Source organism: Pseudomonas sp. UBA4617, from assembly GCF_002386445.1.
Lineage (GTDB): Bacteria > Pseudomonadota > Gammaproteobacteria > Pseudomonadales > Pseudomonadaceae > Aquipseudomonas.
On record NZ_DGIR01000034.1, the window covers coordinates 22737 to 40992 of the forward strand.

At 60.9% G+C, this 18256-nt stretch carries 19 protein-coding genes and 3 pseudogenes; 19 read left to right on the forward strand and 3 right to left on the reverse strand.

What is annotated here, in order from left to right:
• Window positions 1-23: 23 nt before the first annotated feature.
• Window positions 24-626, reverse strand: coding sequence for a helix-turn-helix domain-containing protein (locus B4L76_RS14415; RefSeq protein ID WP_296233387.1), 603 nt, complete (start codon window positions 624-626; stop codon window positions 24-26).
• A 45-nt stretch (window positions 627-671) separates the two neighbouring features.
• On the opposite strand from B4L76_RS14415, the gene B4L76_RS14420 reads away from it, so the two are divergent.
• The 6 genes and pseudogenes from B4L76_RS14420 to B4L76_RS14445 all read left to right on the forward strand — a co-directional run bounded on the left by B4L76_RS14420 (window position 672) and on the right by B4L76_RS14445 (window position 4773).
• Window positions 672-1358, forward strand: coding sequence for a B3/B4 domain-containing protein (locus B4L76_RS14420; RefSeq protein WP_296233388.1), 687 nt, complete (start codon window positions 672-674; stop codon window positions 1356-1358).
• 89 nt (window positions 1359-1447) lie between these two features.
• On the forward strand, window positions 1448-1768 hold the full coding sequence (locus B4L76_RS14425; protein ID WP_262109749.1) for a DMT family transporter: 321 nt from the start codon (window positions 1448-1450) through the stop codon (window positions 1766-1768).
• A 236-nt stretch (window positions 1769-2004) separates the two neighbouring features.
• Window positions 2005-3375, forward strand: coding sequence for a pyridoxal-phosphate dependent enzyme (locus B4L76_RS14430; protein WP_296233389.1), 1371 nt, complete (start codon window positions 2005-2007; stop codon window positions 3373-3375).
• Window positions 3376-3384: 9 nt separating this feature from the next.
• Window positions 3385-3791: pseudogene (locus tag B4L76_RS14435) on the forward strand (Lrp/AsnC family transcriptional regulator); the annotation flags it as partial.
• Window positions 3786-3995 (forward strand): annotated as a pseudogene (locus B4L76_RS14440) (IS3 family transposase); the annotation flags it as partial. The pseudogenes B4L76_RS14435 and B4L76_RS14440, both read left to right, overlap by 6 nt.
• A 163-nt stretch (window positions 3996-4158) precedes the next feature.
• Complete coding sequence (locus B4L76_RS14445) at window positions 4159-4773, forward strand: class I SAM-dependent DNA methyltransferase (protein WP_296233390.1); 615 nt, start codon at window positions 4159-4161, stop codon at window positions 4771-4773.
• A 62-nt stretch (window positions 4774-4835) separates the two neighbouring features.
• On the opposite strand, the gene paaX is transcribed toward B4L76_RS14445, so the two are convergent.
• Complete coding sequence (gene paaX, locus B4L76_RS14450) at window positions 4836-5759, reverse strand: phenylacetic acid degradation operon negative regulatory protein PaaX (RefSeq protein WP_296233392.1); 924 nt, start codon at window positions 5757-5759, stop codon at window positions 4836-4838.
• Window positions 5760-5836: 77 nt separating this feature from the next.
• Window positions 5837-6436 carry a phenylacetic acid degradation protein PaaY gene (gene paaY, locus B4L76_RS14455; RefSeq protein ID WP_296233393.1) on the reverse strand — a complete coding sequence of 200 codons (600 nt, stop codon included), beginning with the start codon at window positions 6434-6436 and terminating at the stop codon, window positions 5837-5839.
• Between the two features lie 352 nt (window positions 6437-6788).
• Here paaY and paaF point away from each other — a divergent pair, with 352 nt between their 5' ends.
• The 13 genes and pseudogenes from paaF to B4L76_RS14520 form a co-directional block, all read left to right on the forward strand.
• Entirely contained in the window at window positions 6789-7562 is a 774-nt protein-coding gene (gene paaF, locus B4L76_RS14460; protein ID WP_296233394.1) for a 2,3-dehydroadipyl-CoA hydratase PaaF, read from the forward strand.
• A gap of 34 nt (window positions 7563-7596) precedes the next feature.
• Window positions 7597-8388: a 2-(1,2-epoxy-1,2-dihydrophenyl)acetyl-CoA isomerase PaaG gene (gene paaG, locus B4L76_RS14465; RefSeq protein ID WP_296233395.1), complete on the forward strand. Its 792-nt coding sequence runs from the start codon at window positions 7597-7599 to the stop codon at window positions 8386-8388.
• Between the two features lie 2 nt (window positions 8389-8390).
• Complete coding sequence (paaH, locus tag B4L76_RS14470; RefSeq protein ID WP_296233396.1) at window positions 8391-9908, forward strand: 3-hydroxyacyl-CoA dehydrogenase PaaH; 1518 nt, start codon at window positions 8391-8393, stop codon at window positions 9906-9908.
• Complete coding sequence (paaI, locus tag B4L76_RS14475) at window positions 9901-10341, forward strand: hydroxyphenylacetyl-CoA thioesterase PaaI (protein ID WP_296233397.1); 441 nt, start codon at window positions 9901-9903, stop codon at window positions 10339-10341. Before paaH ends, paaI begins: the two co-directional genes overlap by 8 nt.
• Window positions 10334-11554 carry a 3-oxoadipyl-CoA thiolase gene (gene pcaF / locus B4L76_RS14480; protein WP_296233398.1) on the forward strand — a complete coding sequence of 407 codons (1221 nt, stop codon included), beginning with the start codon at window positions 10334-10336 and terminating at the stop codon, window positions 11552-11554. Before paaI ends, pcaF begins: the two co-directional genes overlap by 8 nt.
• Before the next feature lie 118 nt (window positions 11555-11672).
• Window positions 11673-12992, forward strand: coding sequence for a phenylacetate--CoA ligase PaaK (gene paaK / locus B4L76_RS14485; protein ID WP_296233399.1), 1320 nt, complete (start codon window positions 11673-11675; stop codon window positions 12990-12992).
• A gap of 195 nt (window positions 12993-13187) precedes the next feature.
• Window positions 13188-14177, forward strand: a complete 990-nt coding sequence (paaA, locus tag B4L76_RS14490) for a 1,2-phenylacetyl-CoA epoxidase subunit PaaA (RefSeq protein ID WP_296233400.1) — start codon at window positions 13188-13190, stop codon at window positions 14175-14177.
• Window positions 14178-14202: 25 nt separating this feature from the next.
• Window positions 14203-14484 (forward strand): 1,2-phenylacetyl-CoA epoxidase subunit PaaB, encoded by a 282-nt coding sequence (gene paaB / locus B4L76_RS14495; RefSeq protein ID WP_170029893.1) that lies wholly within the window; start codon window positions 14203-14205, stop codon window positions 14482-14484.
• An 8-nt stretch (window positions 14485-14492) separates the two neighbouring features.
• A complete protein-coding gene (gene paaC / locus B4L76_RS14500; RefSeq protein ID WP_296233402.1) occupies window positions 14493-15251 on the forward strand; it encodes a 1,2-phenylacetyl-CoA epoxidase subunit PaaC in 759 nt (252 codons plus the stop codon).
• Window positions 15238-15771, forward strand: coding sequence for a 1,2-phenylacetyl-CoA epoxidase subunit PaaD (gene paaD, locus B4L76_RS14505; protein WP_296233403.1), 534 nt, complete (start codon window positions 15238-15240; stop codon window positions 15769-15771). The genes paaC and paaD overlap by 14 nt, the downstream gene beginning before the upstream one ends.
• Window positions 15772-15786: 15 nt before the next feature.
• A complete protein-coding gene (paaE, locus tag B4L76_RS14510; RefSeq protein WP_296233404.1) occupies window positions 15787-16863 on the forward strand; it encodes a 1,2-phenylacetyl-CoA epoxidase subunit PaaE in 1077 nt (358 codons plus the stop codon).
• A gap of 78 nt (window positions 16864-16941) precedes the next feature.
• The gene (locus B4L76_RS14515) at window positions 16942-17250 is read left to right on the forward strand and encodes a DUF485 domain-containing protein (RefSeq protein ID WP_296233405.1); all 309 of its coding nucleotides are present in this window, start codon (window positions 16942-16944) and stop codon (window positions 17248-17250) included.
• Window positions 17241-18256: pseudogene (locus B4L76_RS14520) on the forward strand (sodium:solute symporter family transporter); the annotation flags it as partial. The gene B4L76_RS14515 and the pseudogene B4L76_RS14520, both read left to right, overlap by 10 nt.

The window sequence follows — 18256 nt, forward strand, 5'->3', positions numbered from 1 at the left end:
GAGGCTTTTTTTTCTTAGAAAAGTTACTGATGAAGCTCGGCTACGGTCATGGCGAAAATGACGGCCTTTTTTCCATCGTTGATGTACCGGTGGGGGACATCTGTTTTCGCAACTGCTGAACACCCCTGCTCAATGATGAGCGTTGTCTCGCTGATCTCCAGGGTCAACGTACCTTGTTCAACATGAAAAAGCTCGAAGGTGCCCGTGGGATGGCCGCTGGACTCGAAAACTTCACCAGGTTTGATTTCCCACTTCCACAGCTCAATCATATTAGGCCCGCTTGTGCCTGCGAGTAGGCGGGCTGTGCCACCTTCAGGCCCATTCCAGAGCGTCGGGATCTCCTGCGCCTCAATTAGGCGGGCCGTGGGGGTACTCGCCACATTCACGACGTCAGCGACGGACAACCCAAGGGCTGCTGAGATCTTGCACAGGATGCCAATACTTGGGTTCGCTTTGCAGTTTTCAATCTCCACTACCATTCCCTTGCTGACGCCAGAGCGACGGGCAAGCTCATCAAGAGAGATTTTCTGCTGTTTGCGTACCTCCCTAAGCCGCTTGGCCACTGCCTCGCTGACCTGTTGGACGTGGATTTCTGGATCGGTCGTTATATTGACTTTTTTGGTCATCGGTCAGTAAAATGCTCTAAATTGGTCAGTTTAGGAGATTCTCTGATGCTTTCTGTACATCCGTCAATTGACCCAAGGATTGCCGAGCTCACTCCAGGATTTCGAGCCGTCAGCGTCGTCGTAGAGGCGGCTCCTATCATCAATCCTGGTGTAGCTGCTGAAGCGATGGAGCGTGCGTATCAGGTTGTTGAGGCAGGCACTGCACATTGGGCTGATGCTCATCTCGCTGCTTGGGATGATGCGTTTCGTAAGTTTGGTGTGAAGCCGCAGCGCACCCCGTGCTCTGCCGAGGCGCTCCTGAAGCGGGTCAAAAAAGATGGGAAGCTTCCAACAATTGATCCGGTTGTCGACCTTTACAATGCAATCAGCATTCAATATGCCATTCCAGTGGGTGGCGAGAATTTTGCCGCCTACGTTGGCATGCCCCGGTTGACCATCGCTGATGGTAGTGAAGAGTTTGACACGATGAAAAGTGGCGAGCCTGCGAATGAACCACCTGATGCTGGTGAGGTCATTTGGCGCGATGATCGGGGTGTCACCTGTCGTCGTTGGAACTGGCGTCAAGGTGTCCGAACCCGTCTGGATGCCGAGGCGAAGCAGATGTGGTTCATTCTCGAAAGCTTGCCTGAAATGCCAATTGAGGCACTGAACGCAGCAGCAGATGATCTTGTCACCGGCTTGTCGAAAATGATGCCGGGCGCTGTAATTACTAGTGAGCTCATCGAAGCTTGAGTTAACTTCAGAGTTCTGGTGCCCAGGGGACGACCCCTTGAATTGGGTTAATCTTGCCGGGACGACCCGGCTTCTTAATGGAGCCGTCGATGGCTTGGGTTAGTTTGATAATTGCAGGAATTCTCGAGGTTGTGTGGGCCTTTTCGATGAAACAATCAGAAGGCTTCACAAAGGTCGGAGCTTCAGTTGTAACTATCATTACAGTTGTTGCAAGCTTTGTTTTGCTTTCCTATTCGATGAAGAGTTTGCCATTAGGTACGGCCTATACTATCTGGACAGGTATAGGCGCTGTTGGCGCTTTCGCTGTAGGTATTGCATTTCTTGGCGAACCGGCAGGCTCGCTCAGGATCCTAGCTGCCATTATGATTATAGGTGGCTTGTTGCTTATGAAGTTTTCGTCGGCAGCATGAGCTAGATTAATGACAAAAGGCCGCCATTGGGCGGCCTTTTTGCATTCCAGATCGAGCATGCCTTTTCGATTTGCATGGTTTGCGATCAAAATGCTCTTATTTTGGTGTTTTTACCATGAAATAATGCGATTTGTTCTATTCAGTTGCGAATGCTTCATGCATAAGGTGGTTTTAGGGCTGCTTGACAATTTCTCTTGCAGCACGGAATGGTCGCTTGATTATTATTTGGAGTAAATATGGACTACGTAAGCACTCGTGGTTCTGCTGAGCCTGCCAATTTTCGTAGCGTTGTTCTCTCAGGCATGGCATCTGATGGAGGGCTCTACATGCCGGAGAGCCTCCCACACTTTGATAGTGAAGCCATTGCCAGCTGGTCATGGCTTCCCTTTGATGAGCTCGCGTTTCGTGTAATTTCCCCATTTGTTGGCGGTGAAATTGAAAGCTCTGACTTGAGGACGATACTGAAGGACTGCTACCAATGCTTTGACCACCGAGCGGTAGCTCCTCTTCAGCAGATTGGCCCAAATGAATGGGTTCTGCAGCTGCACCATGGGCCCACGCAGGCTTCCAAGGATTTCGCAGCCCAACTCCAATCTCGGCTTGTTACATATTTTCTGACCCCGCCCAGCCAAGCATTCGTTATTGGGGCGACCAATGGTGATACGGGGCTTGCAGCTGTCGAAGCATTCAAAGATGTGCCCAATGTAAAGGTGTTGGCCCTCTATCCTCAGGACGGTGTGCCTGCCGATCGGTTGGCTGGTTTGATGGGATCCAGCTCAGATCATGTTCGGTTGATCGAGGTTAGCGGTAGCTTCGATGATTGCCAGACACTGGTTTCCAAAGTGCTCAGAGCCTGGCCGGTGAAAGATGTCCTTCCAATCAGTTTCAACTCTACGAATTGGGTGGGGGTCTTAGCTCAGATCGTCTTCTTTTTCCACAGTGCTTTGCAGCTTGGTGGAGGCGTGCGCCCGGTTGGTTTCAGCATACCGGGTGCGAGCTTCGCCGAGATCTATGCTTGCTTCATTGCTCAAAAAATGGGGCTGGCAATCAATCAGGTCATTGTGTCAACCAACACCAATGACTCTCTGCATCGCTTCATCAATCAAAACAGCTACTCTACCCGAGAGGTCAGCCATTCGCTGTCCCCCTCTATGGACTTTTCACTCTTTTCAAACCTCGAGCGCTTTATCTGGGAACTCTATGATCATGACGGCAGTACCGTGCAGCGCCTGATGGCTGCTTTCGAGGACTCCGGTAAGCTGAGTATTGGGAACAAGCAGTGGCTGCAGGCACGGATGTTGTTTGACTCGTATGCCGTTGCTGATGAGCAAGTCAAAGCGGAGATGGTCACCTTGTACAAAGAGGCGGGAACAGCTGTCGATCCGCAGACCGCAACGGGCGCCCTCGCAGCAAGGCTGCATCGTCGGAGCATTGCGAGCCCAATGGTCACCCTGGCGCAGCTTGCTCCCAGCAAGTCTTCGCAACTTTTGGCTGAGCTGGACATGTGGAAAGGTGAAGTGACTGAGACGGCCAGTCTGTCTGTGGATCATCTTGTGCTGAGCAAAGGAGATATTGATGGCCTTTCCAGCTTTATTCGAGGCATATAGGGATACCGCATGAAAAAACGTCTGCTCGACCCACAGGGTGAGCGGATCCTGGTTGAGCTCATCGCCAACGCCAAAATTGCCCATACACAGCTAGGTATCAAGGCAACCTTTTGCGCAACGCAGTCCGTCAGTGTATTGAACACATGTAGCGCGATGGAGTAATTCACGGATACACAGTTAGGGTGGGGGATGGACTTAAGCCTCCAGCACCCATAAGCCCCATCATCTTCTTGTATCGGCATGACCGGATACATGGAGGTGATGTGGTGACGGGGGTGAAGGGTATTCCCGACGTGAAGTCATGAGCGGTGAGATCGATTTGATGGTGACGATTAAAGCGGCCCACTCCGCGGGTTCACACGGTTTGGAAGCTAATTGCAGCCATGCCTAGCGTTGAAAATACAGTCCAACATTTCAATGCCGTAGCCGAGAGCTTTTTCCAGCTTTTGAAGCGGGAGCGAATCCGACGAAAGATCTACGCAACGCGTGACGAAGCCCGAAGTGATATTTTCGATTACATCGAGATGTTCTATAACCCTAAACGCCGACACAGCAGTGCTATGCAGCTGTCGCCAGTAGAGTATGAGAAACGCTATTTTCTGAGCTTGGAGAGTGTCTAGGAAACCAGGGGCGATTCAAACAACATAATGAACATAAATGACATGGCACTTAATTTAACATAATACTCATTATGCGCAGATTCGTATTTCCCACGAAGGCTACGCTCCGATACATTTACCCATCGCAGACGTTCGACCTTCACACCCACGGATGCCCCAATCCATGCCTTATCATCCATCCGCCGATCAGATCATCAGTCTCTACGATCGCCACGCATCGAGCTGGAACGATCTGCGCTCCAACCATTTCGTTGATCGCAAATGGATCGAACGCTTCCGCTCGTTGTTGCCACCTACGGCAATCGTTCTGGACCTGGGCTGTGGCTCCGGTGTACCTGTAGCACGTCATCTGATCGATGCCGACATGTCTGTTGTCGGTGTAGATTCGTCCACCCAGATGCTCGCCTTGTGCAGCAAACGATTTCCAACGCAGGAATGGATTCTTGACGACATGCGTACGCTAGCGCTCGGTCGCCAGTTCACTGGCATTCTCGCCTGGAACAGCTTTTTCCATCTCAAGCCTGACGACCAGCGCCAGATGTTCCCGGTGTTCGAGCGCCACGCTGCACCCGGTGCGCTGCTGATGTTTACCAGTGGGCCTGCACATGGTGAAGCCTTGGGTGAATTCCACGGTGAAACGCTCTATCACGCTAGCCTGGATCCTGAGGAATACACCGCTCGATTGAACGACCACGGTTTCGGGGTGCTGGAGCACATCGTGGAGGATGCGGAATGTGGCGGGCAAACGGTCTGGCTAGCCCGGCGCCTGCCCGGATAACATGCGTTTCACATATAACTACACTAAATATTCATTTAGCGTAGTTATAACTGAGCGATCCCCTACAGCAGGCCGCCAAAACGCTTGTAGAACCCTTCATTCACATCCGGCAGCGGACCATCAGCCGTCTCCAACGCAGCATTCAGCCACTCTTCAGCCTTGGCGAATACCAGGCGATACAGGTTACGGCACAGCTGTCGCGCGGCCCTTCCCTCCCAATCACCTGGCAGCAGCTCGTCCGGCAGTTGCGGATCGCGCAGCAAGAGCCGGCGGTATTCGTGGATCAGCAGCGTACGGGCCAGGAAGCAATCCTGCCCATCCAGTTGTTGCTGCTCTTTCAAGCCTTGCCAGAGCGGCCGAAACAGTTGGATGAACTCGCTGTACTGCTGCCCCAGCTCGTCAATACGCCAGCTTTCCCGGACCTGCGCGCGCATGGCCTTGGAGGCAAGCACTTCCTGGGTATGGGTTTCGAAGACGATGCTGTCGTCAGCGGCTTCCAGCTCGCGCAAGGTCGCCGTCAAGTCGGCGCGGTCAGCGCGTGGGCAGCCCAGCAGGTTCGGCGCCATGGCACCAAACCCCTGCCACTCCAGTTCTTCACGCAACGCTTTGCGCTTGCCAGCTTCGAGCTGCGACAGCAATACCAAGGTCCAGGCGCCGTCCCAGGCGGGTTGGCTGGGGCTGTAGACCCTTTTGAAAGCTTTTTCGAAGCGCCGCCGGCCAGTACCCGTCAGGCTGTAATAGCTGCGCCGACCAACCTTCTCGGCGGTCAGCCAGCCTTCCTTGGTCAGGCGGAAGATCGACGTGCGAATCAGCCGCTCGTTGATGCCAACCGGTTCCAGCAGGTTGATCAGGCTGCCCAGCCAGACGGTGCCACCGTGGGGTTCGATGGCGTCGCCGTACAAAGTGATGATCAGGGAACTGGCACGGATCGGCGTCTGTTCCTGGAAGCGGGTGATCAGGTTGTTCAGTGGGGCAAGATTGCTCATGGGCGAACTGTGCGCGGATAAAGCACCGACTATACCTGTGCGGCAGACCGTCTGACCATGGCGTGACGCTGCCAGGCTCATGCCGGTGTCGAACCTTTGGGTCTGACACCGGTGTCTGCCATGCGTGGGCGCTCGGGCTCGGCTTCGTTCAGTGGCAGGCATTCAACCATACTATTGATGCAGCGCTGTGCCAGGTGTTGGTACTCGGCGGTGCCGCGCTGCTTCCAGGCTAGCTCCTGTTCGCTCAGCGAACGTTTGACCTGGGCTGGCGACCCCATCACCAGGCTTTGCGCCGCGCATGCGAAACCCGCTTTGACGAATGCAGTAGCCGCAACGATGCAGCGTGGCGCCACCCGGGCACCGTCCATGACCACGGCGTTCATGCCGACCAACGAGTCTTCACCGATGCGGCAGCCGTGCAACACGGCGCCGTGCCCGACATGCCCGTTGCGTTCGACCACCGTATCGCCCCCGGGGAAGCCATGCATCACACAGGTGTCCTGCAGGTTGGCTCCCTCCTCCAGCACAATGCGGCCGAAATCCCCCCGCAGCGATGCCAGTGGGCCCACATAGCAACGCGGGCCGATGATGACGTCGCCAATCAGCACGGCGCTGGGGTGCACATAGGCGGTGGGATGAACCACGGGCGTCAGGCCGTCCAGTCGATAGCAAGGCATGGCTAAAGCTCCTGAAATGATAAAAAACGCTTCCGGATCTTGTATCGCATTTAAGCGGCCGTCAACCGCCTGGCTCATGTATCACTTTTTCCGCCGGGGATGACTTTTGTAATCCGCAAAGCCCAGCGAATAACCTCCGCGCTGCAATCTGTCCAAGCGCTTGGGTAGAGTGGCTGTCATGCTGGCGTCCATGCATACAAGATACAGCAAATCATTTTAAATGTTGCATTAATGTATCGCATGGTGCATATACTGGTGCCACCTGGACGTGGCCCAGCATTACGTCCCGGCAGACAATTCCAATAAATGCCGGCGCCACGAGGTGCCGTGCGAGCAGCCAGAGGAACCCGACATGCCGCGATATCTCGACGTGCAGGCGCCCGAACAGGCCGTCCGGCTCATTACCCTGCAGCGGCCCGAGGCCTTGAACGCCTTGTGCACCGAGCTGCTGGCAGAACTGGCCGCTGCACTGAGGGCGGTCGAGAAGGACGCACAGGCCCGCGTGGTCATCGTCACTGGTGATCGCAAGGCATTCGCCGCCGGCGCGGATATCCGCGAGATGGCCGAGCGCGATCTGGTGGGCATCCTCAATGATCCCCGCGTTGCTCACTGGCAGGACATCGCTGCTTTCAGCAAGCCACTGATCGCTGCGGTCAACGGCTATGCCCTGGGCGGCGGATGTGAGCTGATGATGTGCGCCGACATCGTCATCGCCGGCACCGATGCACGCTTCGGCCAGCCGGAAATCAACCTCGGCATCATCCCCGGCGCCGGCGGCACCCAACGCCTGCTGCGGGCCGTAGGCAAGCCGCTGGCCATGCAAATGGTCCTGACTGGCGAGACCATCACCGCTCGCCACGCGCTGCAGGCGGGCCTGGTCAGCGAAGTCACCCTGCCCGAACTCACGATAGAGCGCGCCATGCAGGTCGCCCGCAACATCGCTGCCAAGGCGCCGCTGGCGGTGCGCCTGGCCAAGGAAGCACTGCTGAAGGCCGCTGACACCGACCTGGCCAGCGGCCTGCGCTTCGAGCGTCATGCCTTCACCTTGCTGGCCGGCACCGCCGACCGTGACGAAGGTATCCGCGCTTTCCAGGAAAAACGCCAGGCCCGCTTCCAGGGCCGCTGATCATCCTTCCCTAGCCTGACGAAGCGAGTCTGTCATGACCTTCCAGCACATTCTGTTTTCCATCGAGGACGGCGTCGCCCTCCTCTCCTTGAACCGTCCCGAGCAGCTGAACAGCTTCAATACAGCCATGCATCTGGAAGTACGCGAAGCGCTCAAGCAGGTGCGCCAGAGCAGTGATGCACGGGTGCTGTTGCTGACCGCCGAAGGCCGCGGCTTTTGTGCCGGCCAGGACCTCTCCGAGCGCAATGTCGCACCCGGCGCCGAGATGCCGGACCTGGGCGAATCAATCGAACGCTTTTACAACCCGCTGGTGCGTACCCTGCGTGACTTGCCATTGCCGGTGATCTGCGCGGTCAATGGCGTGGCGGCCGGCGCCGGTGCCAATATCCCGCTGGCCTGCGACCTGGTGCTGGCGGCACGTTCGGCCAGCTTCATCCAGGCGTTCTGCAAGATCGGCCTGGTGCCGGACTCCGGGGGGACCTGGCTGCTGCCGCGCCTGGTCGGCATGGCACGGGCCAAGGCCCTCGCCATGCTGGGTGAGCGCCTCGGCGCAGAACAGGCCCAGCAATGGGGGCTGATCCACCGCGTGGTGGATGATGCAGCCCTGCGCGACGAGGCCCTCACCCTCGCCCGCCAGCTCGCCACCCAGCCAACCTATGGCCTGGCCCTGATCAAGCGCGGCCTGAACGCCAGCTTCGACAATGCTTTCGATGAACAGCTGGAGCTGGAGCGCGACCTGCAACGCCTGGCCGGGCGCAGCGAGGACTACCGTGAAGGGGTCAGCGCCTTCGTCGACAAGCGCACCCCGGCATTCAAGGGGCGTTGATCATGAGTGCACTTGCAAGCAATGCACCGGTGGCGGTGATCGGCGCGGGTGCCATGGGGGCTGGCATCGCCCAGGTCGCAGCGCAGTCCGGTCACCCGGTCAAACTCTACGACAACCGCCCTGGTGCTGCTGTGCAGGCGGTGGCCGGTATCGATCGGCAACTTGCCCGGCTGGTGGAAAAAGGCACCTTGCAGCCCGCCGAACGGGAAGCGATCAGCGCCCGGCTGTGCCCGGTGGAGCATATTGAGGCCCTGGCCGATGCGCGCCTGGTGATCGAGGCCATCGTCGAGAACCTGCACGTCAAGCAAGCGTTGTTCACCCAGCTGGAAGCCCTGTGTGCCGCTGACTGCATCTTGGCCAGCAACACGTCGTCGCTGTCCATCACCAGCCTGGCCGCCGAGCTGGAACGCCCGCAACAGGTGGTCGGCATGCATTTCTTCAACCCCGCACCGCTGATGGCGCTGGTCGAAGTGGTGTCGGGCCTGGCGACCGCGCCGGCCGTTGCTGCATGCATCCATGCCACCGCCAAGGCCTGGGGCAAGCAGCCAGTGCATGCGCGCTCCACGCCAGGTTTCATCGTCAACCGCGTGGCGCGGCCATTCTACGCGGAAAGCCTGCGTCTGCTGCAGGAAGGCGCAGCCGATTGCGCGACGCTGGACGCGCTGTTACGGGATGCCGGCGGATTCCGCATGGGCGCATTCGAGCTGACTGACCTGATCGGCCATGACGTCAATTACGCGGTCACCTGCTCGGTGTTCGAAGCGTTCTATGGCGACTTCCGCTTCCAGCCTTCGTTGATGCAGAAGGAGCTGGTCGACGCCGGCCGTCTCGGACGCAAGACCGGCCAGGGTTTCTACAGCTATGCCGAAGGGGCCGAGCGTCCGCGGCCACACGAACTGCACGGCTCGGCCACAGCCGAGGCCTGCGTCGTCGAAGGCCATCTCGGGGTGTTGCAGCCGCTGGTCGAGCGCCTGCGCGCAAGCGGCATCATCGTGACCCAGCGTGCCGGTAGTGGCCTGATCCACGTCGGCGATGCCACCTTGGCGCTGTCGGATGGCCGCCTGGCCAGCCAGCGGGCACGGCAAGACGGCCTGCGCAACCTGGTGCTGCTGGACCTGGCACTGGATTACCGCAGCGCCACGCGCCTTGCCATCAGCTGGTCGGCGGACACCAGCGACCACGCGCGCGACCAGGCGGTGGCCTTGCTGCAGCGCGCCGGCCTACGGGTTACCCCTGTCGCCGACCTGCCCGGCCTGGTGGTGTTGCGGACTGTGGCCATGCTCGCCAACGAGGCCGCCGATGCCGTGTTGCAAGGCGTCGGCAGCGCCGCCGACATCGACCTGGCCATGCGCGCGGGCGTCAACTACCCCTGTGGCCCGCTGGCCTGGGCGGCGAACATCGGCGTTGCCCAGACCCTGCGTGTGCTCGACAACCTGCAGCGCAGCTACGGCGAGAGCCGCTACCGCCCTTCCCTGCTGTTACGCCGCTGCGAAGCCGAAGGAGGCAGCCTGCATGACTGAAGTCGAACTGGCACAAGCCTGTGCCGACACCTTGTACGCCCGCGACCTGGCCACCCAGGGCCTGGGCATCCAGCTGCTGGCCGCCGGCCCTGGCCAGGCATCCCTGCGCATGCTGGTACGCGCCGACATGATCCAGGGCCATGGCACCTGCCACGGCGGCTTCCTGTTCGCCCTGGCCGATTCGGCGTTCGCTTTCGCCTGCAACAGTTATGACCAGGCCACCGTCGCCCTGGGCTGCAGTATCGACTACCTGGCCCCGGCACTGCGCGGTGACGTGCTCACCGCCCAGGCCAGCGAGGTCAGCCGCAAGGGCCGCACAGGCCTGTACCAGGTCCGCATCGAGAACCAGCGTGGTGAATTGTTGGCGATGTTCCATGGCAAATCCTACAAAGTGCGCGGCACGGTGCTGACGCAGGAGACGCAAGATGACTGAACACACCCAGGCCGATGCCTTGATCATCGACGCCGTGCGCACCCCCATCGGCCGATATGCCGGGGCCTTGAGCAGTGTGCGGGCCGATGACCTGGCGGCCATTCCACTCAAGGCGCTGATCCGCCGCCACCCGGAACTGGACTGGAAGGCCATCGACGACGTGATCCTCGGTTGTGCCAACCAGGCGGGCGAGGACAACCGTAACGTGGCGCACATGGCCAGCCTGCTGGCCGGGCTGCCCATCGAGGTGCCCGGCACCACCATCAACCGCCTGTGCGGTTCCGGCCTCGACGCCATTGGCACTGCCGCCCGTGCCCTGCGCTGCGGCGAAGCCGGGTTGATGCTGGCCGGTGGTGTGGAGTCGATGTCGCGTGCGCCGTTCGTCATGGGCAAGGCGGAGCAGGCGTTCGGCCGCGCGGCCGAACTGTTCGACACCACCATTGGCTGGCGTTTCATCAACCCTTTGCTGAAGGCGGCCTTCGGCACCGATTCCATGCCGGAAACCGCCGAAAACGTTGCCCAGCAGTTCGGCATTTCGCGTGCCGACCAGGACGCGTTCGCCCTGCGCAGCCAGCACAAGGCTGCTGCGGCCCAGGCGTGTGGCCGCCTGGCACGGGAAATCGTGCCGGTCGAAATCGCGCAGCGCAAAGGCCCGGCCAAAGTGGTCGAGCACGACGAGCACCCGCGTGGTGACACCACCCTGGAGCAGCTGGCCAGGCTTGGCACCCCGTTCCGCGAAGATGGCAGCGTCACCGCCGGCAATGCCTCCGGTGTCAATGACGGCGCCTGCGCGCTGTTGCTGGCCAGCAGCGTCGCCGCCCGTCGCCACGGCCTCAAGGCCCGCGGGCGCATCGTCGGCATGGCCGCGGCCGGGGTCGAACCGCGGCTGATGGGCATGGGGCCGGTACCGGCTAGCCGCAAGGTCCTCGAGCTGACCGGGCTGACCTTGGCCGATATGGACGTCATCGAACTCAACGAGGCCTTTGCCGCCCAGGGCTTGGCGGTACTCCGCGAGCTGGGCCTGGCCGACGACGACAAGCGGGTCAACCCCAATGGCGGAGCCATCGCCCTGGGCCACCCGCTGGGCATGAGCGGTGCACGCCTGGTCACCACTGCCCTGCACGAATTGGAGGAAAGCGCCGGGCGCTACGCCCTGTGCACCATGTGCATCGGCGTGGGCCAAGGCATCGCGATGGTCATCGAACGCCTTTGAGCGGCGCCGACCACCGGCCCGTTACCGAACCGAACGCAGCCGTATATGCTGCGCTCATGACACTCACCGCGCAGCCTGCAACCGCTGTGCGGCGTACAAGAACAATTCGAGTGAAGCCATGAACATGTACCATGATGCCGATCGTGCCCTGCTGGACCCGATGGAAACCGCCAGCGTGGATGCCCTGCGCCAGCACCAGCTGGAGCGCCTGCGCTGGAGCCTGAAGCACGCCTACGACAACGTACCGCTGTACCGCCAGCGCTTTGCCGAGTGCGGCGCCCACCCCGACGACCTCAAGTGCCTCGAAGACCTGGCGAAGTTCCCGTTCACCGGCAAGAACGACCTGCGCGACAACTACCCCTACGGCATGTTCGCCGTACCCCAGCAGGAGGTGGTGCGCCTGCACGCCTCCAGCGGCACGACTGGCAAGCCGACGGTGGTCGGCTACACCCAGAACGACATCGACACCTGGGCCAACGTGGTGGCCCGCTCGATCCGCGCCGCCGGTGGGCGCAAGGGGGACAAGGTGCATGTTTCCTACGGCTATGGCCTGTTTACTGGCGGGCTGGGCGCGCATTATGGCGCCGAACGCCTGGGTTGCACGGTGATCCCCATGTCCGGCGGCCAGACCGAGAAGCAGGTGCAGCTGATCCGCGACTTCCAGCCCGACATCATCATGGTTACCCCGTCCTACATGCTCAACCTGGCCGACGAGATCGAGCGCCAGGGTATTGACCCGCACACGCTCCGGCTGCGGCTGGGTATTTTTGGGGCCGAACCCTGGACCGACGAGCTGCGCCGCTCGATCGAGCAGCGCCTGGGCATCGATGCCCTCGACATTTATGGCCTGTCGGAAATCATGGGCCCTGGGGTGGCGATGGAATGCCTCGAAACCAAGGACGGCCCGACCATCTGGGAAGACCATTTCTACCCCGAGATCATCGACCCGATCACCGGTCAGGTATTACCGGACGGCCAGCTGGGTGAGCTGGTGTTCACCTCGCTGAGCAAGGAAGCGTTGCCCATGGTGCGCTACCGCACCCGCGACCTGACCCGGTTGCTGCCCGGCACCGCCCGGCCGATGCGGCGGATCGGCAAGATCACCGGTCGCAGCGACGACATGCTGATCATTCGCGGGGTCAACGTGTTTCCGACCCAGGTCGAGGAGCAAGTGCTTAAAATAAAACAGCTTTGTGAGCTTTACGAGATACATTTGTATCGAAAAGGAAACCTAGACAGTGTGGAAGTGCATGTGGAGTTGCGTTCGGACTGCCAGCACCTTGATGAAGGCCAGCGCAAGCTGCTGGTGGCTGAGCTGACCCGGCAGATCAAGACCTATATCGGAATCAGCACTCACGTCTGCCTGCAGCCCGGTGGCACGCTCAAGCGCTCCGAAGGCAAGGCTTGTCACGTGTTCGACAAACGGTTGGCCAGCTGATTCATTCGGCTGCCTGTCTGGCCCCGGCATCGTCCGGGGCTTTTTTTTGCGTTTTTCCGACTGGCCTCTTCGCGGGTTTACCCGCGAATGGGCATCAATGTGACACACAAATATTATTCGATACAAATGAAATTGTTTGACGCTGTGTTCTGTATCGCTTACAAATGACTCATGCCTTAGCAGGAGTCGCAGCACATGTACGCACAGCTAGTGGAAACCGGAGTCAAGCGCGTCAAGTCGCTGGAAGAGATGTCGCCCGAGGAGCGCAACTTCCAGGAAAAGATCGACGCCGAAATCAAGATAGAGGCCAAGAACTGGATGCCCGAGGCCTACCGCCAGACCCTGATCCGGCAGATCTCGCAGCACGCCCATTCGGAAATCGTCGGTATGCTCCCAGAAGGCAACTGGGTCACCCGTGCCCCCAGCCTGAAGCGCAAACTGCAGCTGATGGCCAAGATCCAGGACGAAGCCGGCCACGGCCTGTACCTGTACAGCGCCATGGAAACCCTGGGCGCCGACCGTGACGAAGAGATCGCCAAGCTGCACGACGGCAAGGCCAAGTATTCGAGCATCTTCAACTACCCCACCCTCAGCTGGGCCGACATGGGCGCGGTGGGCTGGCTGGTGGATGGCGCCGCCATCGTCAACCAGGTGGTACTGCAGCGCACCTCCTATGGCCCGTACTCGCGCGCCATGATCCGTATCTGCAAGGAAGAGAGCTTCCACCAGCGCCAGGGCTACGAAATGCTCCTGACCATGATGCGCCACGGCACCCAGGCGCAGCGCGACATGGTCCAGGACGCCATCAACCGCCTGTGGTGGCCGGCGCTGATGATGTTCGGCCCCAGCGACGAACATTCCCCCAACAGCGCCCAGTCCATGGCCTGGAAAATCAAGCGTCAGACCAACGATGAACTGCGTCAGCGCTTCATCGACCAGACCGTGCCGCAGCTGGAGCTGCTCGGCTGTACCGCCCCTGATCCGGAACTGAAGTGGAATGCCGAGCGCGGCCACTACGATTTTGGCGAAATCCAGTGGGACGAGTTCTACGAAGTGATCAAGGGCAATGGCCCGTGCAACCAGGAACGTGTCGCCACCCGGCGCAAGGCCATCGAGGACGGCGCCTGGGTACGCGAGGCTGCGGTGGCCTACGCGCGCAAGCAACAGAACAGGAACGCCGCCTGAGCGGCGATTGATGCGGAGATCGAAAATGTCTGTCTGGACCCTCTATGAAGTGTTCGTGCGCAGCAAGCACGGCCTTAACCACAAGCATGTCGGCAGCGTGCACGCTGCCGATGCGGCCATGGCCATCGAGAACGCCCGCGAGCTGTATACCCGCCGCAGCGAGGGCGTAAGCCTGTGGGTGGTACCCTCGGCCCTGATCACCGCCTCCTCCCCTGACGACAAAGACCCGCTGTTCGCCCCGGCGGACGACAAGGTCTATCGCCACGCCAGCTTTTACGAACTGCCCGACGAAGTCGGGCACATGTGAGGTTGGCCATGCACAAGCACGATCTGATCCCATACCTGCTGCTGCTCGGCGACAGTGCCCTGGTGCAGGGCCAGCGCCTTTGCCAATGGTGTGGCCGGGCCCCGGCCCTCGAAGAAGAACTGGCCCTGATGAACGTGGGCCTTGACCTGGTCGGCCAGGCGCGTAACTGGCTGGAATATGCCGCCGAGCTGCTGGATGATGGCCGCGACGCCGATGCCCTGGCCTTCCGTCGCGACGAGCGGGCCTACCGCAACCTGCTGCTGGTCGAGCAACCCAATGGCGACTTCGCCGTGACCATGACCAAGCAGTTCCTTTATGACGCTTGGCATTTCGCTGTGCTCCAGGGCCTGGCCGGCTCTCGCGACGAGCGAATTGCCGGGATCGCTGCCAAGGCCCTGAAAGAAGTCACCTACCACCTGCGCCGTTCCAGCGAATGGGTACAGCGCCTTGGCGGCGGCACCGAAGAAAGCCGCCAGCGCATGCTTGCAGCCATCCCGGCACTGTGGCGCTTCACCGTTGAACTCAGCACTGGCAGTGCCAACGAGGTACAACTGGCCCAGGCAGGTATCGCCGCCGACCCAGCCAGCGTCGGCGCAGGCTGGCTGCAGCAGGTTGGCGAAGTCTTCGCTTCGGTCGAACTGCCGCTGCCCAAGGCCGCCAGCCAGTTCTACCTGGATGGGCGCAAAGGTCTTCACACCGAGCATCTTGGCCTGCTGCTGGCTGAGATGCAGTTCCTGCCAAGGGCCTACCCCGATGCAACCTGGTGAGCTGATTGCCGGCGACCGTGGCGCCCGCGCGCCACGCGCGGACGACCTGGCGCGTGCCTGGGCGGTGCTGGCCCAGGTCATGGACCCGGAAGTGCCCGTGGTCAGCGTGGTCGACCTGGGCATCGTCCGTGGCCTGGACTGGCGTGCTGGCCATCTGCACCTGGTGGTCACGCCGACCTACTCCGGCTGCCCGGCCACCGAGGTGATCGAGGCGGATATCCGCCAGGCGCTGGAGCAGGCGGGTTTTCCGGCCCCTGCGCTGGAGCGCCGGCTGACGCCGGCATGGACCACCGACTGGATCAGCGAACTGGGCCGCGAACGCCTGCGTGCCTATGGCATCGCCCCGCCGCAAGGCAGTGGCAGTAAGCGCAGCCTGCTCGGCGAGGTGCCCCAGGTGTGCTGCCCACAATGCGGCAGCGTCCATACCGCATTGCTCAGCCAGTTCGGCTCCACCGCTTGCAAGGCGCTGTACCGCTGCCGCGAGTGCCTGGAGCCGTTCGACTATTTCAAATGCATTTGAGCCGTGGAGAACGCCATGAGCCCGTTTCACAACCTGACCATCAAGCAAGTACGCAACGAGACCCGCGATGCGGTATCGATTGCCTTCGACGTGCCCGAGCACCTGCGCGAGACGTTCCGCTTCACCCAGGGCCAGTACCTGGTCATGCGCACCCAGCTGGACAACGAAGAAGTCCGCCGTTCCTATTCCATCTGCAGCGCCGTGCAGGACGGCGAGCTGCGCGTGGCGGTCAAGCGCGTGCCTGGCGGGCGCTTCTCGGCGTTTGCCAATGACGTACTCAAGGCCGGCCAGCAGCTGGAAGTGATGCCGCCGTCGGGCAGCTTCTTCGTGCCGCTGGACCCGGCCCGCCAGGGCAATTACCTGGGGGTCGCCGCCGGCAGCGGCATTACCCCGATCCTGTCGATCATCGCCACCACCCTGGCCAGCGAGCCGCACAGCCGCTTCACCCTGCTGTACGGCAACCGCTCCAGCTCCGGCGCACTGTTCCGCGACAGGCTCGAAGACCTGAAGAACCGTTACCTCGACCGCCTGAACCTGATTTTCGTGTTCAGCCGCGAACAACAGGATGTCGACTTGTACAACGGTCGCATCGATGCCGACAAGTGCGGCCAGCTGTTCTCGCGCTGGCTGGATGTTGCCAGCCTGGATGCGGCGTTCATCTGTGGCCCGCAGGCAATGACCGAGACCGTGCGCGACAGCCTCAAGGCCAATGGCATGGCCAAGGACCGCATCCACTTCGAACTGTTTGCCGCCGCCGGCAGCGAAGCCCGACGCGAAGCCCGCGAGGCGGCGCGCCAGGTGGACTCGGCGCTCAGCCACATCACTGTCATCAGCGATGGCCGCGCCCTCACCTTCGACCTGCCACGCAATACCCGCAACGTGCTGGACGCTGGCAATGCCGTCGGCGCCGAACTGCCGTATTCGTGCAAGGCCGGGGTGTGCTCCACCTGCAAGTGCCGGGTCATCGAAGGCGAGGTGGAAATGGACAGCAACCATGCCCTGGAGGATTACGAAGTGGCGGCCGGGTACGTGCTGTCGTGCCAGACCTACCCGGTGAGCGACAAGGTGGTACTCGACTTCGACCAGCTCTGAAACCGCCCAGGCAGCAGCGACAGGCAACACCCGCGTGACCTCATCAAAAACAATTACAACACCCAGAGATCGCAACCCATGAACCCCGAACGCATCGAAAGCATCGTCAACCACCCCGACTTCCAGCACCTGGTCCGGCGCAAACGCCGCCTGAACGGCGGCCTGACCCTGGCCATGCTGGTGACCTACTACGGCTTCGTCCTGCTGGTGGCGTTTTCCCCCAGCACCCTTGGCCAGTCTCTCAGCGGTGGCGTGACTACCGTCGGCATGCTGGTGGGCGTGCTGATGGTACTGCTGTCCTTCGCCCTCACCGGCATCTATGTGCATCGTGCCAACAACGCGCTCGACCCGCTCAATGACAAGGTCAAGCAGGAGTGCGCACAATGAACTGGACAGCCATCTCGATGTTCATGGTGTTCGTCTGCTTCACCTTGCTGGTCACCCGCTGGGCTGCCCTGCGCACCCGCTCGGCCAGTGACTTCTATACCGCCGGCGGGGGCCTCAGCGGCATGCAGAACGGCCTGGCGATCGCCGGCGACATGATCAGCGCCGCCTCGTTCCTGGGTATTTCGGCGATGATGTTCCTGAACGGCTACGACGGCCTGCTGTATGCGCTGGGCGTGCTCGCCGGCTGGCCGATCATCCTGTTCCTGATCGCCGAGCGCTTGCGCAACCTGGGCAAGTACACCTTCGCCGACGTGGTCAGCTACCGCCTGGCGCAAACCCCGGTGCGCCTCACCTCGGCATTCGGCACCCTGGTGGTGGCGCTGATGTACCTGGTCGCGCAGATGGTCGGCGCCGGCAAGCTGATCGAGCTGCTGTTCGGCATCAGCTACCTGTATGCGGTGATGCTGGTCGGCGTGCTGATGGTCGCCTACGTCACCTTTGGCGGCATGCTCGCCACCACCTGGGTGCAGATCATCAAGGCAGTGATGCTGTTGTCCGGCACCAGCTTCATGGCGTTCATGGTGCTCAGGCACTTCGGCTTCAGCACCGAGGCGATGTTCGCCAGTGCCGTGGCCGTGCATGCCAAGGGCCAGGCGATCATGGCCCCAGGCGGTTTGTTGTCCAGCCCGGTGGATGCCATTTCGCTGGGGCTGGGCATGATGTTCGGCACGGCCGGCCTGCCGCATATCCTGATGCGCTTCTTTACCGTCAGCGACGCCAAGGAAGCGCGCAAGAGCGTGTTCTATGCCACCGGCTTCATCGGCTATTTCTACCTGCTGCTGATCGTCATCGGCTTCGGCGCCATCGTCATGGTCGGCACCGAGCCGTCCTATCGCGATGCCACTGGCGCGATCATCGGCGGTGGCAACATGGTCGCCGTGCACCTGGCCCAGGCGGTGGGTGGCAACCTGTTCCTCGGTTTCATCTCCGCCGTGGCCTTCGCCAC